This window comes from Microcoleus sp. B4-D4, assembly GCF_036705185.1.
Lineage (GTDB): Bacteria > Cyanobacteriota > Cyanobacteriia > Cyanobacteriales > Microcoleaceae > Microcoleus.
Map to the genome: position 1 here is coordinate 47,208 of NZ_JAUBTX010000035.1, position 26,332 is coordinate 73,539.

General features: G+C 46.5%; 19 protein-coding genes and 1 pseudogene. 5 read left to right on the forward strand and 15 right to left on the reverse strand.

Going from position 1 to position 26,332, the window contains the following annotated elements:
- Window positions 1-117: 117 nt before the first annotated feature.
- From QUB13_RS22140 to QUB13_RS22170, 7 genes are all read right to left on the reverse strand, one after another.
- Window positions 118-321, reverse strand: coding sequence for a type II toxin-antitoxin system VapC family toxin (locus QUB13_RS22140; protein ID WP_333384817.1), 204 nt, complete (start codon window positions 319-321; stop codon window positions 118-120).
- 100 nt (window positions 322-421) lie between these two features.
- Window positions 422-658, reverse strand: a complete 237-nt coding sequence (locus tag QUB13_RS22145; RefSeq protein ID WP_333384820.1) for a type II toxin-antitoxin system Phd/YefM family antitoxin — start codon at window positions 656-658, stop codon at window positions 422-424.
- Window positions 659-916: 258 nt separating this feature from the next.
- Entirely contained in the window at window positions 917-1,783 is an 867-nt protein-coding gene (locus QUB13_RS22150; protein ID WP_333384823.1) for a hypothetical protein, read from the reverse strand.
- 226 nt (window positions 1,784-2,009) lie between these two features.
- On the reverse strand, window positions 2,010-3,593 hold the full coding sequence (locus QUB13_RS22155) for an NAD(P)H-quinone oxidoreductase subunit 4 (RefSeq protein WP_442922194.1): 1,584 nt from the start codon (window positions 3,591-3,593) through the stop codon (window positions 2,010-2,012).
- A 469-nt stretch (window positions 3,594-4,062) separates the two neighbouring features.
- Window positions 4,063-6,108, reverse strand: a complete 2,046-nt coding sequence (locus tag QUB13_RS22160; protein ID WP_333384861.1) for an NAD(P)H-quinone oxidoreductase subunit 5 — start codon at window positions 6,106-6,108, stop codon at window positions 4,063-4,065.
- A 379-nt stretch (window positions 6,109-6,487) separates the two neighbouring features.
- Entirely contained in the window at window positions 6,488-6,865 is a 378-nt protein-coding gene (locus QUB13_RS22165) for a thioredoxin family protein (RefSeq protein WP_333193891.1), read from the reverse strand.
- A 45-nt stretch (window positions 6,866-6,910) separates the two neighbouring features.
- Window positions 6,911-7,624, reverse strand: coding sequence for an NnrU family protein (locus QUB13_RS22170; RefSeq protein ID WP_333384826.1), 714 nt, complete (start codon window positions 7,622-7,624; stop codon window positions 6,911-6,913).
- 284 nt (window positions 7,625-7,908) lie between these two features.
- On the opposite strand from QUB13_RS22170, the gene QUB13_RS22175 reads away from it, so the two are divergent.
- From QUB13_RS22175 to QUB13_RS22185, 3 genes are all read left to right on the forward strand, one after another.
- A complete protein-coding gene (locus QUB13_RS22175) occupies window positions 7,909-8,913 on the forward strand; it encodes a LysR family transcriptional regulator (RefSeq protein ID WP_333091839.1) in 1,005 nt (334 codons plus the stop codon).
- 444 nt (window positions 8,914-9,357) lie between these two features.
- Window positions 9,358-10,818: a serine/threonine-protein kinase gene (locus QUB13_RS22180; RefSeq protein WP_333384829.1), complete on the forward strand. Its 1,461-nt coding sequence runs from the start codon at window positions 9,358-9,360 to the stop codon at window positions 10,816-10,818.
- Between the two features lie 181 nt (window positions 10,819-10,999).
- Window positions 11,000-12,673 (forward strand): asparagine synthetase B family protein, encoded by a 1,674-nt coding sequence (locus tag QUB13_RS22185; protein WP_333384832.1) that lies wholly within the window; start codon window positions 11,000-11,002, stop codon window positions 12,671-12,673.
- A 220-nt stretch (window positions 12,674-12,893) separates the two neighbouring features.
- Here QUB13_RS22185 and QUB13_RS22190 read toward each other — a convergent pair whose 3' ends face one another.
- The 6 genes from QUB13_RS22190 to QUB13_RS22215 all read right to left on the reverse strand — a co-directional run bounded on the left by QUB13_RS22190 (window position 12,894) and on the right by QUB13_RS22215 (window position 20,397).
- The gene (locus QUB13_RS22190; protein ID WP_333384834.1) at window positions 12,894-14,213 is read right to left on the reverse strand and encodes a hypothetical protein; all 1,320 of its coding nucleotides are present in this window, start codon (window positions 14,211-14,213) and stop codon (window positions 12,894-12,896) included.
- A 124-nt stretch (window positions 14,214-14,337) separates the two neighbouring features.
- The gene (locus tag QUB13_RS22195; RefSeq protein WP_333384837.1) at window positions 14,338-15,558 is read right to left on the reverse strand and encodes a diaminopimelate decarboxylase family protein; all 1,221 of its coding nucleotides are present in this window, start codon (window positions 15,556-15,558) and stop codon (window positions 14,338-14,340) included.
- 208 nt (window positions 15,559-15,766) lie between these two features.
- On the reverse strand, window positions 15,767-17,521 hold the full coding sequence (locus tag QUB13_RS22200; protein ID WP_333384839.1) for an asparagine synthetase B family protein: 1,755 nt from the start codon (window positions 17,519-17,521) through the stop codon (window positions 15,767-15,769).
- A gap of 2 nt (window positions 17,522-17,523) precedes the next feature.
- Window positions 17,524-18,147: a DUF3859 domain-containing protein gene (locus QUB13_RS22205; protein WP_333384841.1), complete on the reverse strand. Its 624-nt coding sequence runs from the start codon at window positions 18,145-18,147 to the stop codon at window positions 17,524-17,526.
- 157 nt (window positions 18,148-18,304) lie between these two features.
- Window positions 18,305-19,012 carry an HAD-IA family hydrolase gene (locus QUB13_RS22210; protein ID WP_333384844.1) on the reverse strand — a complete coding sequence of 236 codons (708 nt, stop codon included), beginning with the start codon at window positions 19,010-19,012 and terminating at the stop codon, window positions 18,305-18,307.
- Between the two features lie 191 nt (window positions 19,013-19,203).
- Window positions 19,204-20,397, reverse strand: a complete 1,194-nt coding sequence (locus tag QUB13_RS22215) for an NAD(P)/FAD-dependent oxidoreductase (protein WP_333384847.1) — start codon at window positions 20,395-20,397, stop codon at window positions 19,204-19,206.
- Window positions 20,398-21,085: 688 nt separating this feature from the next.
- Here QUB13_RS22215 and QUB13_RS22220 point away from each other — a divergent pair.
- Window positions 21,086-24,133 (forward strand): PAS domain S-box protein, encoded by a 3,048-nt coding sequence (locus QUB13_RS22220; protein ID WP_333384849.1) that lies wholly within the window; start codon window positions 21,086-21,088, stop codon window positions 24,131-24,133.
- Window positions 24,134-24,228: 95 nt separating this feature from the next.
- On the forward strand, window positions 24,229-24,666 hold the full coding sequence (locus QUB13_RS22225) for a thiol-disulfide oxidoreductase DCC family protein (RefSeq protein ID WP_333384852.1): 438 nt from the start codon (window positions 24,229-24,231) through the stop codon (window positions 24,664-24,666).
- Between the two features lie 133 nt (window positions 24,667-24,799).
- Here QUB13_RS22225 and QUB13_RS22230 read toward each other — a convergent pair whose 3' ends face one another.
- The gene (locus QUB13_RS22230) at window positions 24,800-25,219 is read right to left on the reverse strand and encodes a hypothetical protein (protein WP_333384855.1); all 420 of its coding nucleotides are present in this window, start codon (window positions 25,217-25,219) and stop codon (window positions 24,800-24,802) included.
- Window positions 25,220-25,796: 577 nt separating this feature from the next.
- Window positions 25,797-26,261, reverse strand: a pseudogene (locus QUB13_RS22235) (IS4 family transposase); the annotation flags it as partial.
- Between the last annotated feature and the right edge of the window lie 71 nt (window positions 26,262-26,332).

The window sequence follows — 26,332 nt, forward strand, 5'->3', positions numbered from 1 at the left end:
TGTAACTTTTGATCCTGTTATGGATATGATAGCTCACTTACACTCCTACATAACGCTGACCGAGTAGGCACGAATTGCCCCATCTACTGTCGCAATAGTCAGACCATTCTCTCAAGCTTAACAGATAAGCATTCTGTCAAATGGATCGCGATGTAATGGTGGCAGTTTAGCCAGTTGAGCTACGCTACTTTCATCAAGAGAAAGACTGACTATTTGATGAAGATCGCGCTGTTTGGGTAAATATGTTTCGGGATGCTCCGGCAGAGGTAACTTACCCAACTGGTACTTGACAATTGCTTCCCAGACTGAAACTGCACTCAAATATACCTCATTATCTGGATCGCGAATTGCATCTCGAACATCTGTTGATAACTGTCACCACTGATGAAGCATAAAAAGATGTGCGTATCTACCAGAATATTCATTTACCTTCAAATGCACTGAGGATATCTTCCGACAAAGGAGCGTCGAAATCATCTGGAACGGTAAACTCGCCTGCACACAAACCGAATGGTCGCAATTGCTTGCTGCTAGAAATAGGTCTTAGTTCGGCGATCGGCTTATCTGCAAGCAGGATAACAAAAGTTGCACCTGCTTCCACTTGACGCAGATACTTTGAAGGATCGCGCTGAATTTCGTCAACTGTCACGTTCAACATAAAAATGCCTCAGTATAAAGCTCACTCAATTGTATAGTCCTGGACGCATCAGGGCCCAGAAACCGGGTTTTTTACTAAAAGACCGGTTCCAGCCCGCAGATTCGGTAAAAAACCCGGTTTCTCAACGTGATACTCAGCCATTGCGGAGGCGGGTTTACTCGTAGAGCTTAGGCTGTGGCATGACGTTCGTGTTCAGCGGCGGTGAGTAACTACTGCGTCACAACAAATATCTCCAAACTGTCCGCTGCAACATGGTTGTTATGTACTGATATTACTGACGCTTTCATTAATTTCATGGATTGCAGTCTTCAACACTTGGAGACAGATTTTTGCAGTGTCCTGTCGAGGGTTAAAGCCCGATCTCATCTGATCGAAAGGATGAATATAGTTTCTGAATTCCCTCAGAGAATGGCTAAACTTCTCGGTATCATGTTGAATTAGATTTATATCTCTTGCAACATCAATAAAACTATTCAGCGACCAGTCCGGGAACTTCTTTACCTTTCCCGAAGTGTCCTTGGGGGCTTTTTTGGAGGTATTAAATTGCTGTGGATGCTTTTTTGCCAAGCCCAAGAGAATTCCTTCAAGTGTGCTGCCAGCCAATAAGATGACTGATAAATATGCACCGGCCGAAAAGCACTGTTCAATTTCCTTGATCCTTTGCTGAAGAATATCTGACAAATCACTTTCAAGACCGATTTCCGCAATCGAAATATTAGAGAACTCTCTCTTCAAGAATTCATCTTCTGTTGGAGTTGCCGTTTCATCGATTTCGATTTTCTCAAGCTTAGCAAAACCTATATTAGCGCCATCACGAACTACCTTCCATTGGTCAAAGGCGATATATTGGTTGAATTCTGCAATATGCTTGTCTAGTTCGAGAGTCCGATTGATAAAATTTACTGGTGAAAGAACACTTTTTATACATTCATCAAGTTCGGGCTTGCCATTAAGCTGGCGGAGACGCTCATCAGTGAATATCCAGCGAGACGGAAAACCTTGACGGTAAGAATCACTGAACCCTAACGCGTTAAAAAATTCAACGAGTTGCGGCCCTGAGCGATACTCAGTTTCTTCATTGATTAGGTTCCTAAGCTTCTCAAGTGATTTTGGATTTAGGATCATTGACTTATTGCATATCTAGCAAAGTACATAACTATCAATTATACCGAAGTTGCGGTCTAACACTCCGATCGCCCTCATTTACCGCCTGCCCATTTTATTTCTCAAACCCAACTCCAGATTGATTGAGAGCCAAAGTTTCCCTGATTTGTCTATCAATAAAAATAGAAAACCCCCAAACTCTATCTTTCTAAGATTTTGGGGGTTTTCTTCCTAAATCTCGTTCAAATCACAACTTGCTCGGCTCGATCGCCGGAGCGCGCAGAGCCACCGTTTTATCAGCAGCCTTAGCCACCAGAGACGGTACAGAAGCCCGCAACTTTGCAGTCAACTGTGAAGTAGTCGCATCGTAAACCTGAGTCAGCATCTTTGGATACAACCCAATGCCAATAATCGGCACTAACAGAGCCGCAATAATAAACACTTCTCGCGGTTCCGCATCCACCAACTCTTCGTGTTCCACCAATTGCTTGTTTTCTGGGCCGTAGAAGATTTCTCGCAGCATTGACAGCAGGTAAATCGGAGTCAAAATTACCCCGACAGCCGCTAGAAATACCACGCAAACCTTAAATACCGGATTGTAAGCATCGCTGGTTGCAAAACCTACAAACACCATCAATTCTGCTACAAAACCGCTCATTCCCGGCAAAGCCAAGGAAGCCATAGAACAAGCAGTCCACATCGCGAAAACCTTACGCATTTTCTTGCCGACACCGCCCATTTCGTCGAGCATGAGGGTGTGGGTGCGATCGTAAGTGCAACCTACCATGAAGAACAAACTCGCCCCGATTAAACCGTGGGAAACCATTTGCAGCATTGCACCGCTAGTTCCCAAATCGGTAAACGAAGCTATCCCAATCAGCACAAAGCCCATGTGCGAAATCGAAGAATAAGCAATTTTTCGCTTCAAGTTGCGCTGAGCAAAAGAAGTTAAGGCGGCGTAAACAATGTTTACCACACCCAAAATTACTAACAGCGGTGCGAAAGTAGCGTGAGCATCGGGGAGCATTCCCGCATTCATCCGCAGCAAAGCGTAGCCGCCCATTTTTAGCAGAATTCCTGCTAGCAACATATGGGCGGGTGCGGTGGCTTCGCCGTGAGCGTCAGGGAGCCAAGTGTGGAGGGGAAAAATTGGCAGTTTGACGCCGTAGGCTATTAAGAAACCTGCGTACAGGAGCAATTCTATATTGGGGGCGAAGTCTTTAAGCGCGATCGCCCGCATATCGAAAGTCACCGTATCGCCGTAAAACGCCATCGTCAGCGCGCCCACCAAAATAAACAGCGAACCGCCTGCGGTGTAAAGGATAAACTTAGTTGCTGCGTAGAGGCGCTTCTTGCCGCCCCAGATGGACAAAATTAGGTAAATGGGGACTAATTCCAGTTCCCAAACTAGGAAAAACAGCAACATATCCTGTACGGCAAAAACTGCGATTTGTCCGCCGTACATGATCAGCATCAAAAAGTAAAAAAGCTTAGGTTTAAATGTGACAGGCCAAGCTGCTAAAGTAGCCAGCGTAGTAATAAAACCAGTCAGCAAAATCAGCGGCATCGACAAACCGTCAGCACCCACCGACCAATTTAAATCGAGTTGCTGTACCCAAGTATAGCTTTCTACCAGTTGCAAATCTGGATTGCTGAAGTCGTAATGAGTGCAAAAAGCGTAAACAAGCAGAGCAAAATCGATCAAACCTACAATTAGTGCATACCAGCGCACCGTCTTGCCATCCTTGTCGGGAATCAAAGGAATCAGCAAGGACGCAGCAATGGGAAACAGAATTGTTGTTGTTAACCAGGGGAAATTAGCTGTATCCATTGCGTTTTAAAATTAGCCATCAACTATTAGGTTTAAACATATTTTAACCGTTTTCCTATAAATTTTATACTTTCTTTATACGAAACATTTGTTTTTGCTATATTTGCGACAATTTGTGCGATCGCCAAAAATGAGTTTCATTCAAAATTTATTTCTATTGGCTAATTGTCAATTGTGAGTTATTGAGCTAATAGCATTTCTTAAAATATCTCTTGGTGGGGATACGGCAATCCCTCCGCTTCGCTTCGCCCAAGGCGTCTCAACAATCGCCTGAAAACCTTTGTATCTCTCGTCGATCTCCGAGGCCAGATCCCCCCTAGCCCCCCTTAAAAAGGGGGGGACAAGAATCTGCTCAAAGTCCCCCTTCTTAAGGGGGATTTAGGGGGATCAGACTTCGGCAGTAAAGGAGAAAGACAAAAGGTTTCAGGCGATTGTTGAGACCAATAGGCATTGCCATTTCCCTACAGATTTAACTGACTCCAGAAACGATCGCAAAACCCAGAACTGCGACAAACACGATCAGGGCGTAAAATTGAGCGCGACCGCTTTCAAAGTATTTCAAACCTTCGCCTGTTACCAGAGTCAGAAACCCTGTCAAGTTGACAATACCATCGACAACTCGCAAATCCACTTCCATGACTTGTCGCGCTAAACGGCGGCTGCCTTTGACAAAGAGAACTTCGTTGATATCGTCGAGATACCACTTGTTGAGGGAGAACTCGTAAAGCGGTTTGATTTTTGCAGCTACCGCACTCGGGTCAATTTTCCGGCTCAAATACATCAGAGAAGCCAAAGTAATGCCAAGCAAAGCAATACCTACAGAGCTCCCGCCCATGATGAGGAATTCCGTCAAATCAAACTCAGCGGCGTGTTGCAAAACTTCTTCTAGAGATTCCCCCGGCGCGTGCACAAACTGCTCGAAATAATTAGCAAACGGCGTACCGACAAAACCGATAAATACTGAAGGTACAGCCAGCAACACCAACGGCAGAGCCATTGTCAGAGGAGATTCGTGAGGAAAATGGTCGTGTTCGCCGTGACTTTCGCCAGTCGGTGCCAATTCCTTAACATTCATCGCTCCGGGGCCGAAAACCAGATTAGGTTGTAGGAGTCGTTGCTTGATGGCGCTGTCATTGCCTCGGAATTCGCCCTCAAAGGTGCTGAAATACATCCGAAACATATAAAACGCGGTCATGCCCGCAGTCAGCCAACTCACAGCCCAGAGAGCTGGATTAGCGTGAAAAGCTTGGGCGAGGATTTCGTCTTTTGACCAAAAACCTGCAAAGGGCGGAATGCCGCAGATTGCTAAATTGCCGATTAAAAAGCAAGAAGCGGTAATCGGCATATATTTACGCAAGCCCCCCATGACTCTCATGTCTTGAGCCAGAGCTGGGTTGTGGCCGACGACATTTTCCATGCCGTGAATGACTGAACCTGAGCACAGGAACAGCATTGCTTTGAAGTAAGCGTGGGTCATTAAGTGGAACAGTCCGGCACTGTAGGCGCCGACGCCCATTGCCATGACCATGTAGCCCAATTGGGAGATGGTGGAGTAGGCTAAGCCTTTTTTGATGTCATTTTGGGTAATTGCGATCGAAGCACCCATAAATGCCGTAAAACAGCCGGTGCAGGCGATCAAATTCATGACAGCCGGCAGCCCTTCAAACACTGGGTACATCCGAGCGATCAGGAATACGCCGGCGGCTACCATCGTGGCCGCGTGAATCAGGGCCGAAATCGGTGTGGGGCCTTCCATTGCGTCTGGGAGCCAGACGTGGAGGGGGAATTGAGCGGATTTGGCGGCTGGGCCCAAAAAGATCAAAACTCCGAAGATTGTCGCTAGAGTCGCCGAAAGGGCGCCGGATTCGACTAGAGAGTGGAGGCGTTCGCCCATCACCTCAAATTCAAAGCTGCCGGTTGCCCAGTAAATGCCGAGGATGCCTAGCAGCAAGCCGAAGTCGCCGACGCGGTTGGTGACGAAGGCTTTTTGGCAAGCATCAGCAGCGGGTTTGCGATCGTACCAAAAGCCTACTAGCAGGTATGAACACATACCTACGAGTTCCCAGAAAATGTAAACCTGAATGATGTTGGGGCTGAGGACTAGACCTAACATTGAGGCGCTGAAGATGCTCAGGTAGGCGTAAAATCGCACGTACCCGTCATCGTGTGCCATGTACCCGTCGGTGTAAATCATCACCAAAAAGGCGACCGTGGTGACGATCGCCAGCATTACCGCCGTCAGGGGGTCGATGATATAGCCCATTTTTAGCGAGAAGTCGCCAGCAGAGGCCCACTCAATATTGCGGGTGTAGGGTGCGTGGCCCTGTAGTTGACTCCACAGCAATGCGAAAGATAGTACCATTGACCCTCCCAGCGTGGAGACGATGAAGATCGCATTCGCTTGTCGGAGTTTGTTGGTTGCCTGGTTAAAGGTGATTAAGCCTAAACCTACTAGCATTGCGCCTGCCAGCGGCAGGACTGGAATCAGCCAAGCGTATTGATAAAGCAGTTCCATGACTGATAGGTTGTTTAAAGTTTCTACTAGATATTGCCAAAACTGTAAACAATTGTGACACACGCCTGCGCCACTGGGCAAAAATACTCGCTCCAATTTTTCAGTATTGCCGATCGACAACCCTTGAGAACTGCTTTATTTTTTCCCGATCGATCTTGTTCGCTTTCAATCTATTCCTAAAGATAGATTGACAAATCAATACACTTTTAGAGCTGATCGACTCAAGAAACCGGGTTTTTATCGATATCAGGCGATATACGCCGTATTTTCGTAAAAAAACTCGGTTTCTGCCTCTACTGAGGTGCCGTCGGATGGCCGATCGAAATAAATGGGGAATTCCAAATACTTTCTACCGCGCGGGCCAAATGTCTGGGAATCCTTACCTGTTAACTGCTTGCTGCGGTTGCAGGCGTTGAGTTTGGGAAGAATTCACAGTGGCTAGCATCCAAGAATCGAGAGTCCGCCGCAGTTCCTCGCGTCCTTGATAATGTTCAAATCTAAATTGAGCTCGATCGCCCTCAAACAAAATCAGCGTCGGCAGACTTGTCAGCCGATAAGTATTTGCTAACTTCAAACTTTGGTCGGCATTCACCCCTAGGAGCTTGACTTTTCCTGCCCACTGTGCATCAAAAGTCTTAAGCGTAGGGTCGATCGCGCGGCACAAACCGCACCAAGGTGCCCAAAAGTGAACTAAAACGGGGGTAGAGGCTTGAAATACCTCTTGTGCAAAAGTGCGTTCGCTAACCGACAACACCATGATCCCTCAAAATTTAATAATTTTTTTTCAATCCTAGGGATCATGCTACCAGTATATGTTCCCCGTGACACGCATCAAAAAAGGATGAATTTTCCACAACAGGCCCGTAAAAATAACTACACCTACGTAGGAAGGACGCATAAACTCAAGCAAATCAAGGGTTTGACGCTTTTGCAGGATGGCCAAAAATGGAATAATTGAGGTTTGAGATTTGATGGTTTCAAAGGATTCGCCAAAACGCGCCCGCAGCCGCTGGTCGCCGTGCCACACTCCGAACAGGTGGTGAAGTACCAAACCGATGGAAGTGACGAGGGTAAAGCTAGTGCCAATCCACAGGGTGTGGGCCACGCACCAAATCACCTGTCCCACCATTTGCGGGTGACGGGTGATGCGGATGATCCCGGCTTCGTAGAGGTGAACTTCCGGCTTTTGGACGGCGGCAATTTCTAAGAGGTTGAAGGTTGCGGGGTACAGAAACAGAAAGGAAATTGCTGAAAGTATCCAAACTGCGGGTTTAACTCCGGGCACTCCCTGTACTTGCCAAAGCTGCACGCCGTCGTAGCGGTGGTTGAAAAAATAGACAATCAGAATTACCGCCAGCGGCAAACTGACAAGGGCAAACAAAACCCGGTAAAGTCTAGCCCCCATCAGCTTTTCACCTGTTGGCCGGAGGGCTGCTAAACCGCTGTGGGCGATCGCAAAACCGAATAAAAGTCCCAGAATAACTAAGTGGGAGTCAAGCGCTAAGTCGATCGTCATTGCAAATATTAAGAAAAGTTATTGATTCGTGGCCAAGTTGTGTCACAAAGTATCTATAGGAGCATTCAGCGGTTATCAGTCAGTTAACTGTTCACTGTTCGCTGTTTGCTGTTGACTGTTCGCTGTTGACTGTTCGCTGTTTGCTGTTATGACAACTGACAACCGTCAACTGACAACTGACAACTAAGAGGGCGGGCACGGGGGCACCGCCCCTACCAACTGACAACCGACAACTGACAACTGACAACTGACAACTGACAACTGACAACTGACAATTTAGATATATGTCTGACCTTCCTTTCACTTTAGACCAGTTACGTATTCTCAAGGCGATCGCCTCCGAAGGAAGCTTCAAACGCGCCGCCGACAGCCTCTACGTATCCCAGCCCGCAGTTAGCTTGCAGGTGCAAAACCTAGAGAGACAGTTGGACGTGCCGCTGTTTGACAGGGGGGGGCGCAGGGCTCAACTCACCGAAGCCGGACACCTGCTGCTGAGTTACGGCGAGAAAATTTTATCGCTTTGTCAAGAAACTTGTCGAGCTCTCGAAGACTTGCAAAATCTCCAAGGCGGTACTTTGATAGTCGGCGCTTCTCAAACAACCGGGACATATTTGCTACCCAGGATGATCGGGATGTTCCGCCAAAAGTACCCGGATGTAGCGGTACAACTTCACGTTCACTCTACCCGCCGCACCGCGTGGAGTGTGGCCAACGGGCAAATCGATTTAGCAATTGTGGGCGGAGAAATTCCTACCGAACTTGTAGAAGCTTTAGAAATTGTGCCTTACGCAGAAGACGAACTGGCTCTGATTCTGCCTCCGTCTCACCCGATGGTACAACAAGAAAGTATCCAAAAAGAAGACCTTTATAAATTGCAGTTTATTTCCCTAGACTCGCAGTCTACTATCCGCAAAGTAATCGATCAGGTACTGACTCGCTGCGGCATTGACACGCGCCGCTTGAAAATAGAAATGGAGCTCAATTCGATCGAAGCTATTAAAAATGCGGTTCAGTCGGGGCTAGGTGCTGCTTTTGTGTCGGTTTCGGCGATCGAAAAAGAGTTGCTGATGGGCGTTTTGCACAAATCTAAAATGGATGAAGTTTTGGTAACTCGGATTTTGTCGCTGATTTGCAACCCCAACCGCTACCGTTCTAAAGCGGCAGAGGCTTTCAGCAATGAAATTCTGCCCCTGTTTGCTACTTATTCCACCATCCAGGAGAAAAAAGCAGCTCCGGCGATCGATTTACCTCTGATAGAAATAGTAACTCCCAATGCAGCGGAAAATTAATCTTTGAGGTCGTTGGCAGGCGCGCAGTTCGCTGTTAGTTTAGAGATTAAAATATGGTTTGATCGCCCCTGGAAAAATTTGCTAATTGATCGTGGGTCATCGGTAATGGTAATCGGTAAGTTGTTTTGCATTTAAATTGGATGTTCGGAACTGGCTCGGGAAGTGCCGATTCCACAATATCTTGATTGATTTTTGATGCACAATTAAAACGTAGAACAGCTTAATGGGTAATCGGCTTGTTTGATGCAACAAGCTAATACCAAAACTAGCTAAAGAGGGTAAAATAAAGTGGAACTTGCATAAAAAGAAAGTTTAACAGCACATAATTAGGAATTAAACCATTAGCAACTAGCAAATCCCAACCCTCTATTAGCAATCCCAATTACCAATTACCAATTACCAATTCCCAATTCCCAATTACCAATTCCCAATTAGCAAACCAAAATGGAAGTTTACTGCACCCGCCCGGGCTGCCCGCGCCCTCAAAACAATTTTGCAGACCTCGATGACAGTTCCCTGCTAAAAACGGTGCAGCAAAAGTTTTGCACGACTTGCGGGATGCCCCTAATTTTGAGCGGCCGCTATTTGCCCGCGAGGTTGTTGGGTCAAGGCGGTTTTGGGGCGGCATTTTTGGCTAGAGACCGCTACACTCCGGCGATGCGGCAGTGCGTGGCTAAACTTTTGCAGCCGTCGGCAAATATGACTCCGGCACAGCTAAGAATCGCTCATACTCTGTTTGAACGGGAAGCGGCGGTGCTGGAAGAACTGGGAAACGAACATTCGCAAATTCCGAGTTTGCTGGCGTTTTTTGAGCTGACTGTTCCGAGTTTGCAAGGGGGGAACAACGATCAGTTTTTCTATTTGGTTCAAGAATTTATTGACGGTGAAAATTTGGAGGAGGAACTTGCTGCTAAGGGTAAGTTTTCGGAGGCCCAAACGCTGGAGGTGCTGCGAGAAATCTTGAAGGTTCTCGATTTTGTGCACTCTCGCGGTTCGATTCACCGAGATATTAAACCTGCTAATATTATGCGGGCTAAAAATAGTCGGCTTTATTTATTAGATTTTGGGGCTGTCAAACAGGTGACGCAAACTGCGGGCAGTTCTAAGGCTTCTACTGGTATTTATTCTTTGGGTTACGCTCCGCCAGAACAGATGAGCGGGCAAGAAGTTTATCCGGCAACGGATTTTTATGCTTTGGCTGTGACTTGCATTACTTTGTTGAGCGGTTTGCAGCCGACGGAGTTGTTTGATAGTTATCAAAATCAGTGGAATTGGCATTCTAAGGTGCAGGTAAGCCCGCGTTTGGCTGAAGTTCTCGATCGAATGTTGTTGCCGGCTCCGAGCCAGCGCTTTCAATCTGCTGCCGAGGTGGAAGCGGCTCTGAAATACAATTCTCAACAGCCTACGGTGGTCGTGCAGCCGCCTGCTGTGCAGACTCCGCCCCCCCTACCTCCTGTGCAGCTACCACCTCCTCTGCCGCCTCCTGTGCCTGTTGCTGTGACTCCTCCGGGAAGTCTGCAACCTCGGCCGAGAGGGGATTTTTCGATTTGGGAGGTTTTGCGTGGGGCTGCGTTTACGGGTTTTGAGGGGGCGTTGCTGGCGATCGCCCTGACGAGTTGGCTGCCATCTCCTGGCTTGAGTATCGGGTTGCTGGGTGCGATCGTGGGGGGGCTGATTTACGCTCAGTACCGCAGGGCGATCGAACAAACTGAGATACTGATTATTGGTGTTGGTACTCTGGCTGTGCTGTGGTTTTTCCCGGCTTTGCAGAAGGCCGCAACTATGATTTATCCCGGTTCTCCGATCGTTGGCGTGTTGTTTGTGGGATGTTTGGGGGCTTTGGGGGCGATCGCGGCAACAGCCGTATTTCGCTTGATTTATAAGTTGCTTTCTAATGTTTTTTAATCGGAATTGTATTATATAAAGTTCTGTTATGGAGTAATATTAAACGAACCGCGAAGACGCGAAGAGCGCGAAGAAAGAACAGCATCTTCTTCTTTCCCCCCTTGGGGGGGCAGGGGGGACTTCCTTCGAGTCCTTTGCGCCTTCGCGGTTTAATTATTCCGATACAACCGGATATAAATCGATGGAAAATCAGAAGTCGATTAACCCGAATTGGGCGATCGCTTGGGGTCCAAAAGCCCGATCGCACCCTGCAACTTGGGAAACCGCCGGTTTTGCCATAATTGGAGCTGAACCTACCTTCAGCCCTACTCAGCGATTTGTGCTGGTGGGTGACTGTTCCTTCGATCGCACTTTGCTACTCAAACAACAGATTGACAGCGATGGATTGACGGATTTGGCGATCGTCGGGCGGCTGTGGGAACAGTCGGGCCCTCAAACTTTGAGCTTGCTGGAAGGACAGTTTGCGCTGGCTGTGTGGGATTTAGAGGAGAAAACCTTGTGTCTGGGGCGCGATCGCGTCGGAGCCAAAACGCTCTATTACACCCGTGCGGGAAATACTCGCTGGATTGCGCCTCGACTGCGATCGCTCAATCCGTATCACGATCGCACACTCGATTTAGTTGCTTTGCGCGACTATTTGTGCTGTGCCTTTGTACCCGGAGCCCAAACGCTGTGGGAATCGGTGCGAGAATTGCGCCCTGGTAGTTACTTGTATTTACCGGATGTTAAGGCGCAGAGGTACTGGGAACCGCAGGAGCAAATTACGAATGCCGATCGCCCTTTGGAATGGCACAGTCAACAAGTGCGATCGCTCTTGGAACAACTGGTGCAAGAAGGGCTACCAGCCGGGGAACCTGTCGCAGCATACCTTTCGGGTGGCATTGATTCAAGTTGCGTGACTGCGATCGCATCCCGGTTGCACGATCGGCCGGTGCACACTTTTTCGATGCACTTTGGGGCCCAATATCCAAACGAGATTGAATTTGCTAACATCGTCGCAGCACATTGTGGCACCGAGCACCATATTTTAGAAGTTTCGCCCAAGCAAATTTGGGAATTGCTACCGGAAACGCTGGCTGCTATGGACGATCCGGTGGGGGAAGGCTTGACGGTGCCCAATTTGCTGTTGGGGCGATCGGCAAAACAATTTGCAGATGTGGTACTGAATGGGGAAGGTGGCGATCCGTGTTTTGGCGGGCCCAAAAATAAGCCGATGTTGCTGAATAGTTTGTATGGTTCGATTCAGGGTAAACCAGATCCGATCGCAGCTTACTTAACTTCGTTTCAGAAATGCTATGTGGATTTACCGCGCTTGCTGAAACCGGAGGTTTGGGAAAAGGTGAAAAATACGCCTTCGGTGTTTGCACAGGAATTGCAACAGACAGAAACGACTTTTTTGAATCGGTTGATGCGCCTGAATATTGAGTATAAGGGAGCCGATTACATTTTAACTAAGGTGAATAATCTGACGGCTGCTGCGGGGCTAAAAGCTCGATCGCCCCTATTCGATCGGCGGATGGTGGCGCTGAGTTTGCAAATCCCCCCAGAATACAAGCTTTCGGGCGCCCAGGAAAAAGCTGTGCTCAAGGCTGCTGTTGCCGATTTACTCCCAGATGCGATTGTCAACCGTCCGAAAAGCGGGATGGTAATGTCAATGCAGCAGTGGTTTTTGAGGGATTGGCAACGACAAGCGCGATCGTTGCTGTTGAATCGTCATGCGGCGATCGCACCTTACCTCGATCGGGCATTGATTGATGAATGGCTAAACTATCGAGGCGAAGTTTTTCCCCGCTACGGGCTGAAGCTGTGGCTGTTGGTAACACTAGAAATTTGGTTACAGGTAAATCGCCGTTAACTAATATCAAATCCGCCCTTCATCGAAACCATTCATCACTCCCTTCTCTTCCTCTGTGTTCTCTGTGTTCTCTGCGGTTAAATAATTCCGATCCAACTGTAACGGATATTACCATAAATCTCAAAAAAACCGGATCTTTACCAATTTTAAAGACTCAAATGCAATATTTTCGTAAAAAACCCGGTTTCTGCCTAAGTCCTAAAAGTTTTAAAATACGCCGTTAACCAAAACTATCGGAAACAAACACATAGCCGCCGCCATATCCCACAGAATTATCGACTAATATTAAGCCTTCATTGCTCTGCGGATCTCCACTCTGAGCAAGTCCATAATTCACCACGCGCAACAACCGCTGCGGCGTAAAAGATTCCAATTCCACGAAATTGCCGGCATTTAGCCACGCTAGTTCTTCTGCTGTTAAACCTTGCCTCACAGCGTCGGGTAATTGACGAGCGCTTTGTGCCATTGTTTGAGATTGCTGTACAAACATATCGCGGGTTTCCAAGATTTGACGGGGAGAAATGCCTAAATCAAAAATTGTGACAGCTTGATTTGCAAACCAGTTTGGACTGGTTCGTAATTGATGGACTAAACTAACTCCAGCAGGATTCGCATCGTGCAGCGCATAGACTTTTAAATCCGCATTGCGTCGCAGCATTGCGATTACTGTGTCGAAGATGCTTTGGGGATAGCCGCTGATGCTGAGAATGGCGCAGTTGTTCTCAAAATGGACGTTGTTGGCAATCAGGAATTGGGCGGTTTCGTCACTGTCGCAGATGATTGCGCGATCGAAACTGTAGGCGCTAATTTCTGGATCGATGCTGGCGGATAAAGCTTGTTGGCGAGGTGCAGGGAGGAGTTTTTCTAGTGTACCGTTTACTCTTTGCCAGTCTCGCAGCCATTTATCGCTCTGGGCTTGATTGACTAGAAATATTTCACCAGTTATCTGTGGACTATTTTTTTGTGAAATGCCCAGCCAGTAGGAAAATAGTCCTAGGGCGATCGCTGCGATGTATCCTGGGACATAGTTCAGTATCAAGCTTGCTGAAATGCCTGTTACTAAAATAATTATTCCTAAAGTTTGTAAATTTGTGGCATTAATTCTTCTGTTGCGAGCACTTTGCTCGGTAGATTTGCTTTTGGCAAAAAAGCCCCCAATCCAAATAATATTTAAAACTGCCCAGACTATCAAAAATCCCACAGTATCAGAAAAAATATAGCTCATGAATAAACCGCCAACGATTAGAATTATCAAGCTCTGGATCAAATATTCTAAAGTCCACTTCCAGAGGTTAGATGACGTGCGATTTTTTAGCCGTTTATCCATCAAATACAAAAACTGTTTGGGCGTAAAAAATAACATATTTTGGCTGGAGATATCTGCGATCGCATTCTTGAAGAATGGATCGGTAAATGCGATTTTTTGATCGGTGATAGTAGTGGGATCAAATACAAAGGGATGGTTGCAATTCTTACAGCGCCCTGAGTTGGTGGTACGATCGCGCAAATTGTTGTCGGTGTTACACTGGACGCATTTCATTCCCATTTCGGTTACTCCTGATTAATTTAATGGATTTATGTCGTTTACGGTTGTTTCGGAATGATTTAACCGCAGAGGGCGCAGAGGGCACAGAGGAAGAGAAGAGAGAGATGAATAATTCGGTTTAAAAGATTTGCCCGTTTAACAAGATGGAATAGTCTTCTCGCTGTCGAATTAATCGATCGCCCTTAGCATCAATCAACACCTCAGCAGGGCGGGGGCGGTGCAGAAAATGCGACGACATCGCATAACCGTAAGCCCCACTATCCAAAATGGCGATCGCATCTCCAATTTGCAGTTTCGGTAGCCAACAATTGCGCCCCAAATAATCCCGCGAATAAGTCGTGTTGCCGCAAATATCGGTTTCATATCGCGATACATCGCCGGTTTCCCAAGTTGCGATCGCCCGATAGCCTCCGTGTACCGCAGGCACTGATAGATTTGATACAGTGGTATCGACTCCGACTATTTGCCGCTCGCCCAACCACTTCACAGACACAACTTTTGCTAGCAAAATACCGCAACCTGCGATCGCGGATCGTCCCGGTTCAATCACTAACTCGATCGGGCGAGATAGCGCACTCAATCGTTCAGTAATCGCCGTACCAAACTCCCCCCAGTCAAACACCGCACCGCCTCGATAGGGATAGCCAAAACCACCCCCAAAATCGAGAATTCGCCAATCGGGTAACTGTTGGGCGATCGCAATTAGGCGATCGATTACTTGCGTAAAAGCACCAGTGGCATTAGTTCCAGTCCCCCGATAAAAATGCAGTCCAGTGATGCTAAAACCATGCTGCTGCGCGATTTCGTGGGCTTTTTCAAATTCAGCGGGATTGAGTCCGATGCGGCTGTCTCCCGTCAATTCCGGTAAGTTGAGCCGCAGTCCAATTTCGGGACAGATTAATCGCGGTTGACTGCGCGAATATTCGCAAAAATCCTGGAGTTGCGACAGGCTATCGAAGTTGAATCGATCGATCTTCCATTCAATCAGTTGCTGAATATCCGCCCGGTTGAGGTTACTGCCAGTGTAGACAATGCGATCGCCCGTAAAACCCGCTTTCAGTCCTAAAAAAACATCACCGGGCGTATTCGCGTGCAGCCCCCAACCAGTTGGCTGAATCAGTTGCAACAGAGCAATATTGCCGTTGGTGACAGTGGCAAAATGAAACTGAACGTGCGGATAGTCGATCGATCGCGTAATGTGTTCTAGGGTTTGAAAAAGGCGATCGGCTTGATACACGTAAAGCGGCGAACCGTAGGTTGATAACAGTCGCTTGGCGATTGCTTCGGAGCACGGCGGCGAATGTATTTTGGTTTCATTATTTAGCAGAGATTCAATCATAAGGAAGAAGTTCGGCAACGGATTTTGTAGCGGATGTAACGGATGTAACGGAGGTTATATCAAGTCCGATGGATCTGTTCTGATATAATTCCATATCTTGTAGGGACGGGTTCACCAGTATTCTCAAATTCAAAGCCAACAAATTTATAAACCCGCCCCGACCATATCAACAGTCAACTGTCAACAGTCAACTGCCAACAGTCAACTGTCAACTGTCAACTGTTAACCTCCTTCGATATTTCCAAATGCGTTGTCCGATCGCCGGTGGCAACCAAAAAACATGATCCAGCGATCGCCCAACCGGAATTTCGCCTAACACTTCGGTTCGCCATGCTTGCCACATCAGCAGCAACCAGAGATTGTTGCCAATATATCGATCGCGCATGGCAACTCCGAGTTTTCCCGATAACATCGAGTCGGCTAAATGCGGTTGCCAGGATTTTTGCGATCGCAGTACATTCGGATTCAGCCGAGATCCGATCGCACTCCAAAACTCCCGGTAATACCACACCTTCAACGGCACACCCATCCCGCGTTTTTCCCGCCAGACAATTTCCGGTGGCAACCAACGTTCGGAGGCTTTTTTGAGGATGTATTTTTCGCACGCACCTTGCAGTAGCAGCTCGCCAGGGAGTTGAAACGTCCAGTCCGTGAGGTCGGGGTCGCAGAAGGGCGATCGCACCCACAAACCGCAAGCAAAGCCCAATGCGGTGGCCCTCGGCTGGATATTTTGGGCACCTTTGAGCATCAGCGAAGCCCGCCGCAGTTTGGCTAGCAGGGAGGGACAGGTGTCGGTACCGATCGCATCTTGCAGGTAAACGCTTAAATCGTGGGATTGAGTGCGATCGAGCCTCTTTGATAAAAAACTGGGCGTAAAAATTTGTTTTTCATAACCATAAAATCGCTGGAATGTCCGCAAATACTGCTGTTCAAAGGTTTCTTTGCCGGCTGGATGTTCTGCGCTGTAAACTCCGTTAGCAATCAAGGGTTTGTTTGTCCATCCGGCAAATAGCTGATCGCCGTTTTCGCCATTGAATACAACTCGCACGTCTTGCGCCGCCGCCTGTTTGAGCAAAAACAGCGGGGCTGTTGTGCCGTCTCCGTAGGGTGAATCTAGGGCTTTGGCGGTTGGCCCGATCGCGCCCAAGATTGCATCGCCCGTCGCCGCCACTCGGATTAGCGGAATCCCGAAAAAGTCGGCAACCTGTTGCGCGTAGGGCAATTCGGAATAGCTTTCGACACCAAAATCGAGGGCATAGGCGCGGACTTTCAAGCCTGCTTTGACTAGCAGCGCTGTCACTAGGGAAGAATCAATCCCGCCTGATAGCAAAACGCCGACTGGTTCGTCGATCGGCAAATCAGCCACCTGTCGATCGATCGCCTGTTGTAACAGCGTTTGCAATTGTGCGATCGCCTCATCTTCACTCCGCAGTAATTGCGGCGCTTCTTTCCAAGCTGATTTCAGCGATCTCACTTTCGGCTGAGACTGAACATCGGCGATTTCCCAAACGATTTCGGTTCCGGCTGCTACAGATGCAATTTGCTCGATCGCAGTTAACGGCGTTGGTACATAGGAAAAACAAGCATAACTGTGTAGGGCGATCGGACTCACTTCAGGAGAATCAATCAGCGGTAGCAGCAATTGCATTTGAGTCGAAAACCAAATCGTTTTTGCCAACTGCATCCAGTAAAGTGGCACGCGCCCAAACGGATCGCGCCCCAGCCGTAGCTGTCCCGTTTCCACTCCAGCCCAAACATCTCCCGGAAAATCCGTCGGTTGAAATCGCCCGCAAGCATTCAGCGTCACTGTGTCAGCCGCGAGGATTGATGCAGAGGCGATCGCCCATTCTGACAATTTGCCCGATCGGATAAAGTAATTAGGCACTAAACGGCTAAGGGTTTTTGTGAGATCGGCTTGTCCCCAGTAGCCGATGAAATGTGCAGGTTTGCCGATCGCACCCATATCTATTTCACCACGAAAGGTTCACTGCCGATCGCGCGCCCATCCAGAGACATCCGAACCTCCCAGTTTCCCTGCAAGGAAGCAGATCCGAGGTCATAAAAACAGTAAGTATTCCAAACTGATGTATCGATCGTGCGAGTCTGATACTTGTTCTGATGAACAATTTGACCACTCGGATTAGTCCAGTCGCATTGCAGAGACAACCGATTGCCGATCGGAGCATTTTTCAACGTCACCTGGTAGTAGATGCGGGGATTGATTTGACGATTGACTTGACTGAGGCTATCACCACCCTTTTTCGATAGCGAAATCCTGTCTTCTGTTGACGCAACTCCAGCATTTTGCTGCTGTCGATTTTGCCCGAATAGAATGCCGATCGCGATCGCCGAAATCACAACCGCAGTCGAGGCGATCGCAATCCAACGATTCCGTCGCTGCTGTTTTTCCAAGGCCTCGCGGCGGTGCATTTGGGCGATCGCATCTTCCAGAAGTTCATCAGGCAAATTCAACTCCCGTAAAATTTCTCTTACCTGATCAGTCCCCAATTCTAAATCACGCTGGTTTGATAACCTATCGATTTCAGCGACAACCTGTGCTAACTGAACTTGAGTAAGTCGAGTTTCCATAGAGTTTTCCAGTAAAAATCAGATATATAAATCACCCCTCTCTTCTCTTCCTCCGCGCCCTCTGCGCCCTCTGCGGTTAAATTATCCATATTATTCAATAAATAATTTTTAAAGTCAATTCATAAAAATCATAAACTTAACATCATAAAAATCATATTTAGATCAAATCCAAACTAGCAAATTCCTCCACATTCGGAAAATTTAACTTTTCTAAATCTAGTATTTCCTGGTGGCGATTCAACCAAATTGCCTTTAACCCAGAATTTTTAGCACCACAATAATCAGCCTTAAAACTATCGCCAATATGCAACACATCTTCAGCAATATAGTTGTGCTTTTGTAAAGCTGCCGTGAAAATCTTATAATCTGGTTTAGCAGCACCTACTTCGGTAGAAATTGTCACCGATGTGAAATATTCTGCTAAATTTAATGCTTTTAAGACTGCATAAATTCGCGAATCAAAATTCGATACTACGGCTAATTCAATTCCTTGTTGCTGCCACCTATTTAAGGCGGGGAATACATCGGGATAGACAAACCAAGGTTCGGCGGTGGCAAAATGAGCGTAGAGTTCGGCAAAGAAATTTGGAAAGTCTGAGAATTGATGGAAAACGCCTGCTATTTGAAATGCTTTCGCGGAAACTGTCAGCCACCATTCAAATTCTAGCTGGGGAATTTTTGCTGCTTCTATCCCAGGAAATGCCATCGGACTGGCTGTGGCAAAACTTTGGGAAAATGCTGCATTTAACTCTTCGTTAGAAACAGTTATTCCCCAATTGCTGGCTAATTTTCCATATACCTCGCCGACGCTGCCGCGAACGTCAAACAGTGTACCGGCGGCATCTAAAAAAATAATTTTTGTCATTAGTTAGAATGAATTTGAAAAGGAGTAATAGAAGACCGGGCGAATGGAATTCGCGTCTACACAAACAAAACCTGCCTCCGCAGGTTGAAGAATCAGAAGAAGATTGGGCGAATGGAATTAAGTTATTTTTTTCCGTCCGCGGAGGCGGACATCGTTTGTGTAGACGCGAATTCTATTCGCCGTCTTATCTATTACTTTTTAAGTAAATCCTGAATTGGTTTACTAATCCAGTTGAATCCAACTTTTATTTGGTGGTCAAATGTGGGCATCCGATAGAGATAGGCTAGGCGGCGAGCAATGTGTGCTAGTTGTCCGTCGAGTTTGATTCCTAAACCTGTGAGGGTGGCGTTGTCTATTCCTAATGTCATCATTTCTCCTAGCGGCTGGTAGCGGAAAGGTAGTAATGGACGATCGCTCAACGAGGCCCAAATGTTCCAGGCGGTGTAGTCGGCTTGCTGGAATGCTGTTTGAGCGGTGGAGGGGACTTTTTGACCGGTTGCATCGTGACATTCTGCTATGTCTCCCAAGGCAAATATGTCGGGATGGTCGATAATTTGCATCTGCGGATTCACTATTAGTTGACCGCGACGGTTTTGTTTGAGGGGTAGCGATCGCACTGCTTGACTAACTTGAGTTCCTACTGTCCACAATACTATGTCTACGGGGAGAACGTCTAATTGTCCTTTGTACAGTAAGGATATGGTGTCGGATTCGATCGCCTCTACTGATGTTTCTAAGTCGATCCACACTTTGCGTTTTTCTAGTGCTTTGTTGGCGGCTTCGCGGTTGAACTCTGGCGATGTCTGCAGAATTGTGTTGCTTTGTTCGACTAACCGGATGCGGCCTTTGTCTCCGAGTCGATCGGCCAATTTACAAGCTAATTCTACTCCCGAATAACCGGCACCGACGATCGCCACCCGAATTTTGTCGGTATTGCTGGCTTCTAGAAACCGCAGTCTTTCTTCCAAGCCGTAGGCGTCCTTGAGGGTGCGGAACGAATAAGCGTATTCAACGGCTCCTTTTACCATATCTAGAGGGGTTTCGCCGCCTAAAGCTAAAACGAGGCGATCGCACGGAATTTCTGGCCCGTCGCGTAACTCCACTCGCTTCTGGTCTAAGTCGATGCCCGATACAGTGCCTTGACAAAAGCGCACGCCTGTGTTTTCCAATAGTTCGGCAAACGGCGGGGCGATTTCCCAGGTTTGGAGTTCACCGGTGAGGAGTTCGTACAGCAGGGGAACGAACAGGAAGCGATCGCGCCGATCGACTAGGACTATTTCGGGTTTTTCGGCTTTGGAGAAGGGTAACTGACTCAAGCGCAGGGCTGTGTAGAGTCCGCCAAAGCCTCCGCCGAGAATGCAAATCCGGGGTTGTTGTTGAGTCATGGTTTTTGTTTGAGGGCGATCGATAGCAAGGCAACTTCTCTTATTCTAACGAGAGTGGGGAATTGGGGAAGTGGCAGCGGGGGGAGATAGTCTAATGGTGTAATGGGGAGAGAGCATCTGTAAAGTTTGCCACAAAGTATTTTTTGTTACACTGCGAGCTTAAGACTGCGCCAGATCAAAAGTAAAACACAGGTGTTCGGGATGGAGATCGGGGAAGATGGCGATATGGCAATACGGTTTACTTAAGACGATCTCCCTGGCACACCCCTTAAAAAGGGGAGTAGGGGGTGGGACAAGAATGCTCTCAAAGTCCCCCTTCTTAAGGGGGATTTAGGGGGATCTCCGGGGGATAAATATGTTAAGTGAACCGTATTGGGCGATATGGGGAGAATAGTCCGATGGGGAAAGAGGGAGATAGTCTCAAGGGGAGAATCGGAAAAATATTTCCCGAACATCCATGCGTTAAATCCCTTAAATCCGTTATCAAATCCCTTGGCGAACGGCCTTCTGCGTTCTACATAATATCTTTGATTAGCTTTGCCTATTAGCCAGAATAAAATTTTTTGAATGTTAGTCCAAGTAATTTTGTACTATATTAGTTGATAGCGGATTATTGTCCCAATTAAATTCATTTTTTATACAGGCATCTACTCTAACACTTGCCCCCACACTCACAAGTGACCAAATTATGCAAACTTCCTCGAATTCTTCTAAATTTAATAACAGCGATCGCCATAACGAAGACAACTCAGCTTTGTTAAGCAGCGAAGCACGCTATAAAAACTTAGTAGCTAATATTCCCGGTGCTGTCTACCGATGTACCTGCGAGGGTACGGGCGACGGCGGATTCACAACACGGACAATGGCGTTTTTGAGCGAGGCAATTCAAGAAATATCAGGCTATCCATCTTCTGATTTTATCAACGATCGCGTCCGTTCTTTTGCCAGCATTATCCATCCTCAAGACTGCAAAAATGTGGATGCTGCTGTCCAAAAAAGTGTAGCAACACAAACTCCGTACATTCTTGAATACCGTATTGTCCGGGCTGACGGTGAAATTAGCTGGGTTTGCGAAAAAGGCCGATCTGTTGGCGGCGAGGTGGATGAGGCTAGAGGAAAACAAGAGGGACAAGGGAAAATTGAGGGTTTTTTGTCTGCTGCGGATTCGCCGATTTCGCCCGCAAATTTTCAGTCTCGGGTTTTTTATATCGACGGAGTGATTTGGGATATTACGGAGCGCAAACAAGCTGAGGAACAACTGCGAAATACAGAAGATTTTCTGAATGCGGTACTGCAAAATCTGCCGATTAGCGTGTTTATTAAAGATGCTACGGAACAAAAATTTATTTATTGGAATAAAGCCAGCGAAAATTTATTTGGCTATTCCAGCGATGAAGTGCTTAATAACAATGCTGCTAATTTGTTGGAAGCAGAGCAGGCAAATTACTTGCAAACACAAGATTTAGAAGTATTGGCTACGGGAAAATGTGTGGATTTGCCAGAACAAACTATTCAACTACCGCGCCGGGGAAAGCGGATTTTGCAGGCCAAAAAAGTTCCTTTGTTTGACAGTTCGGGTACGCCTAAGTACATTCTGGGTATTGCTCAAGATATTACGGAAAGTAAAAAAACTGAAACAGAATTGTTGCGGTTGGCGATCGTGGCTCAAAAAACGCAAAATGGTGTGATTATTACTGATGCTCAAGGCTGTATAGAATGGGTGAATGAAGGATTTACTCGGATTAGCGGTTACGTGCTTGCAGAAATGCAGGGAAAAAAACCTGGTGATGTATTGCAAGGCCCTCAAACAGACCCGCTAGCTATTGCTCAACTGCGATCGGCTTTGGCGACAGGTGAACCGTTTAATCAGGAAATTTACAATTACAGCAAGGATGGAAAAGGTTATTGGGTGGCGATGTCGATCGTGCCGATTTATCAAGAAACTGGGGAACTAGAAGGTTTTATTGCGGTAGAAACTGATATTACCGATCGCAAGCAAGCAGAGGCAACAGTGAGGGAGAGCGAGAGTTATTACCGCTGCATTGTCGAGACGGCTTCGGAGGGCGTTTGGATGTTTGACGGTGATAGCACTACGACTTTTGCTAACTCTCGGATGGCCGAAATGCTGGGGTATACTGTGGAGGAGATGCTGGGGCGATCGCTATTTGAGTTTATCGACGACGAGGCGAGGGAAATAGCTGAAGGTTACGTAAAACGCAGGCGACAAGGTATTCGGGAACGCCACGATTTTAAGTTTACTCGCTCTGATGGATCTCACTTGTGGGCGATCGTCTCGGCGACGCCGATGTTCGATGACAAAGGCGAATTTTCAGGTGTTTTGCGGATGATTACCGATATTAGCGATCGCAAACAAGCCGAAGCCGAACTCCGACAAACTCTCCAAGAATTAGAATTTGAAAAATTTGCATTAGATGAATCTGCGATCGTCTCGAATACCGACGAATTCGGTGTCATTACCTATGTCAACAACCAATTTTGCGAACTCTTTAAATACAATCGAGAAGACTTGATCGGCAAAACCCACAGACTTGTCAATTCAGCTTATCATTCACCGGATTTTTTCAAGCATCTTTGGTCTACCATTCGCCAAGGAAATGTTTGGCGGGGAGAGATGAAAAATCAAGCTAAAGACGGCACATTATTCTGGTTGGATACAACTATTGTACCTTGCTTAAATTCTAACGGAGAACCCCATCAATATGTAGCAATTCGCAAAGATATTACCGATCGCAAACAAGCAGAAGAAGCAGTGCGCCTTTCGGAAAGTCAATTGAGGAATAAAAATGAAGAACTTGCCAAAGCGCTGCGGGACGTGCACAAAACTCAAAGCATGATGGTTCAAAATGAAAAAATGGTGAGTTTGGGGCAGTTAGTAGCTGGTGTAGCTCACGAAATCAACAATCCAGTTAGCTTTATTTACGGCAACGTCATGCACGCTGACGATTACTTTAAAGACTTGCTAAAAATGCTTCAACTTTACCAGCAGGAATATCCGCAACCGACAGCAACAATTCAACAAGAGATAGATGATGTAGATTTAAATTTTCTGCTCAAAGATTTACCGAAACTGTTAACATCAATGAAAATGGGAGCCGAGCGAATTCGTCAAATTGTGCTGTCGCTGAAGAATTTTTCGCGATTGGATGAAGCCGAACAAAAACAGGTTGACATTCACGAAGGGATTGACAGCACTTTGTTGATTTTGCAGCACAGGTTAAAAGAAACTGCAGGACATCCGAAAATTACGCTAGTCAAAGAGTTTGGTGATTTGCCTCGCGTACAGTGTTATGCCGGACAGTTGAATCAGGTTTTTATGAATATTATCGGTAATGCAATAGATGCTTTGGAAGAAGCAATGGACACGGGACATTGGGCAGATGGGGAACTTGCGCCTATTCCTTCTTGTCCTTCGCCGACGCTGCGGATTTGTACTGATGTAAAATACGAACAGGATGCTGTTGCGGATGATTCTGTTGGGGATGCTTCTCATATTGTGATTCGGATTGCTGACAACGGGCCGGGGATTCCAGCAGAGGTTCATCAAAGGCTGTTCGATCCGTTTTTTACTACAAAAGAACCCGGTAAAGGTACGGGTTTGGGGTTGTCTATCAGCTATCAAATTGTGGTAGAAAAGCACGGCGGTCAGCTTAAATGTCATTCTGCACCGGGTCAAGGTACGGAATTTGCGATCGAGATTCCTGTTGCTAGAAGTTAGTTGACTGTTGACTATTGACTGTTGACTATTGACTGTTGACTATTGACTATTGACTGTTGACTGTTGACTGTAGTTTACTGAATTTACCATTACCAATGAATTATAAGGTAATTTACGACGGCAATTGCAATCTCTGCGTCACCTTGGTGCAGTTACTCGAAAACTTAGATCGAGGGCAGAATTTTGAGTATATTTCTATGCAAGATTTAGAGGGATTAGATCGCTTTGGGATCACTGCCGATGACTGCGAAATGGGGATGATTTTGATAGATTCACAGAATCTAGAAAAACGCTGGCAAGGTAGCGATGCGGCGGAGGAAATCGGGCGGATAATGCCTGCTGGTGAGGTGTTTGTGGCGGCTTACCGCGCTATGCCGGGGATGAAGTGGATGGGCGATCGCCTGTACGAACAAGTCCGCGATAACCGCTATACTTTGTTTGGCAAGCGATCGACAACGTACAAATCTGTTTATGCGGTTGGCTGTAGGTCGATCGAGAATTGCGACAATCCCAACTTAAAATCCGGTTCGTAGTGAGGACTTTAGTTTTTTCCATCAAGGACAATTTAATTTAATACGGACTAAAGTCCTCACTACAAGCCTTAATAAGGACTAAAGTCCTTACTAAAAGCCTGATTTATGATGTGTAATTAACCAGAAATTAATATTAGCTATTAAACAAATTGAATATCTCGCGGCAAAAGTGTTTAAGCTTTTCGGCAGACTCCGCAACAGGTTCAGTTTCACCCACAAAATCCCAATTTTCTACGGTAGAAAAGCGCCACTGCTGACCGTTATGATCGTAACCGGCCGCCTCAACCCCGATCGCCCGCCGATATCCTTCCACCGGATCTTGGTAAAATCGGATTTGAATCAAGATGCTGCGGCTTTGCAGCAAACGACTTCTACCGGGAAAATGAAAGCCAATGTCGATCGAATCTGGATCGACAAGTTCCCTGGTATCTGCGTCATTCATCCAAGGTTTCAAATCGACTTTTGCATCCGGGAATTCGGACTTGAATAAATTAACAACCGCAGCAATTTTGCTCGTAAGTTCTATATTTTTGGCTTGTTCGGCAGCGTTCACTCGAAAAACTCCTATCCAATAAAGTTATTACATCATTTAGCTAACAATGTAACTGCATACTGCCGAATATAAACTGTGAATAGCGGACTTTTTCAGAGATAATTAGACATTGACAAATTTTTAAATTTATGTTATGGACTCTTAGTCTCTTAGAGAGGGACTTCGTTCGTGTAGACGCGGTTTCAACCGCCGAGGGCGTGTTTGATTGCCCCGGAGATCCCCCTAAATCCCCCTTAAAAAGGGGGACTTTGAGAATGCTCTTGTCCCCCCCCTTATTAAGCTATGCTTTATAAACATCTTTCTTAACAAGAAATTTGACAAAAGTAACTACTTGTGTAGGAGCCATTGGGGATCTCGCTTCTGATTGAATGGCAATTATCCTGCAAAAAATGTTCATTGATATCTGCCTCTTGTAATGAGTTTGCTCAAGGGATCTGGGGGTTTTTCCCGATAGCACATTTTGGACAAACAGCAATCTAATGTTTTTCTGCCCTTGGCGGCGGTTTACCAAAATTATTACTTAGATCATCAACATAATTTGTCATAACAGCTATTTTAAACCTCTAAACATACCGATTCAAGTTGTTTTAAGTTGATTAAATAGCAGCCAACCCATCGTAATATCATCCAATCTTCTCAATCCACGCCACAAAGTCTTAACTCTTGGAACACCATCATGTTTCCGTCCCAAAAAACCTCCCAATTTAGCAATCCAACCAACCGCTTCTCCTAAAGTCGGTGGGTAAGAATGAGGATAAATTTTGTGATAAATTGTTGCATAAAGAGCCTGCCATTCTGGAGGCTCTAACAGAATTTCACAACTGGAATCGGTCGCGAGCCGAGCTTCATAAGTAATGTAAAGCAAACAAGCTACAATAGAATAAGTAGCTAAAGCCATTTCTAACCTTTTTGCTGTTTCTAATTGTAGCTTCTCAATGCCACACCCACTTTTTAATACATAATGATAACGCTCAATCAACCACCGATAACTATACCATCTAACATAAGTAGTCACATCCTCAATACAAGTAATAGGTAAGCTGTTGTGCATTTAAAACGCATATTGGTATAATATAACATAATGATATTCAGAAAAAGTGAATGCCTGCTAAA

What these genes read in the sequence shown, in the direction of transcription:
- QUB13_RS22175 (WP_333091839.1), top strand. Translation starts at nt 7,909, where the DNA reads ATGTCTGACCTTCCTTTCACTTTAGACCAGTTACGTATTCTCAAGGCG.
- QUB13_RS22185 (WP_333384832.1), top strand. Translation starts at nt 11,000, where the DNA reads ATGGAAAATCAGAAGTCGATTAACCCGAATTGGGCGATCGCTTGGGGT.
- QUB13_RS22170 (WP_333384826.1), bottom strand. Translation starts at nt 7,624, where the DNA reads ATGACGATCGACTTAGCGCTTGACTCCCACTTAGTTATTCTGGGACTT.
- QUB13_RS22165 (WP_333193891.1), bottom strand. Translation starts at nt 6,865, where the DNA reads ATGGTGTTGTCGGTTAGCGAACGCACTTTTGCACAAGAGGTATTTCAA.
- QUB13_RS22155 (WP_442922194.1), bottom strand. Translation starts at nt 3,593, where the DNA reads ATGGATACAGCTAATTTCCCCTGGTTAACAACAACAATTCTGTTTCCC.
- QUB13_RS22180 (WP_333384829.1), top strand. Translation starts at nt 9,358, where the DNA reads ATGGAAGTTTACTGCACCCGCCCGGGCTGCCCGCGCCCTCAAAACAAT.
- QUB13_RS22190 (WP_333384834.1), bottom strand. Translation starts at nt 14,213, where the DNA reads ATGAAATGCGTCCAGTGTAACACCGACAACAATTTGCGCGATCGTACC.
- QUB13_RS22205 (WP_333384841.1), bottom strand. Translation starts at nt 18,147, where the DNA reads ATGGAAACTCGACTTACTCAAGTTCAGTTAGCACAGGTTGTCGCTGAA.
- QUB13_RS22160 (WP_333384861.1), bottom strand. Translation starts at nt 6,108, where the DNA reads ATGGAACTGCTTTATCAATACGCTTGGCTGATTCCAGTCCTGCCGCTG.
- QUB13_RS22225 (WP_333384852.1), top strand. Translation starts at nt 24,229, where the DNA reads ATGAATTATAAGGTAATTTACGACGGCAATTGCAATCTCTGCGTCACC.
- QUB13_RS22210 (WP_333384844.1), bottom strand. Translation starts at nt 19,012, where the DNA reads ATGACAAAAATTATTTTTTTAGATGCCGCCGGTACACTGTTTGACGTT.
- QUB13_RS22195 (WP_333384837.1), bottom strand. Translation starts at nt 15,558, where the DNA reads ATGATTGAATCTCTGCTAAATAATGAAACCAAAATACATTCGCCGCCG.
- QUB13_RS22150 (WP_333384823.1), bottom strand. Translation starts at nt 1,783, where the DNA reads ATGATCCTAAATCCAAAATCACTTGAGAAGCTTAGGAACCTAATCAAT.
- QUB13_RS22145 (WP_333384820.1), bottom strand. Translation starts at nt 658, where the DNA reads ATGTTGAACGTGACAGTTGACGAAATTCAGCGCGATCCTTCAAAGTAT.
- QUB13_RS22200 (WP_333384839.1), bottom strand. Translation starts at nt 17,521, where the DNA reads ATGGGTGCGATCGGCAAACCTGCACATTTCATCGGCTACTGGGGACAA.
- QUB13_RS22220 (WP_333384849.1), top strand. Translation starts at nt 21,086, where the DNA reads ATGCAAACTTCCTCGAATTCTTCTAAATTTAATAACAGCGATCGCCAT.
- QUB13_RS22215 (WP_333384847.1), bottom strand. Translation starts at nt 20,397, where the DNA reads ATGACTCAACAACAACCCCGGATTTGCATTCTCGGCGGAGGCTTTGGC.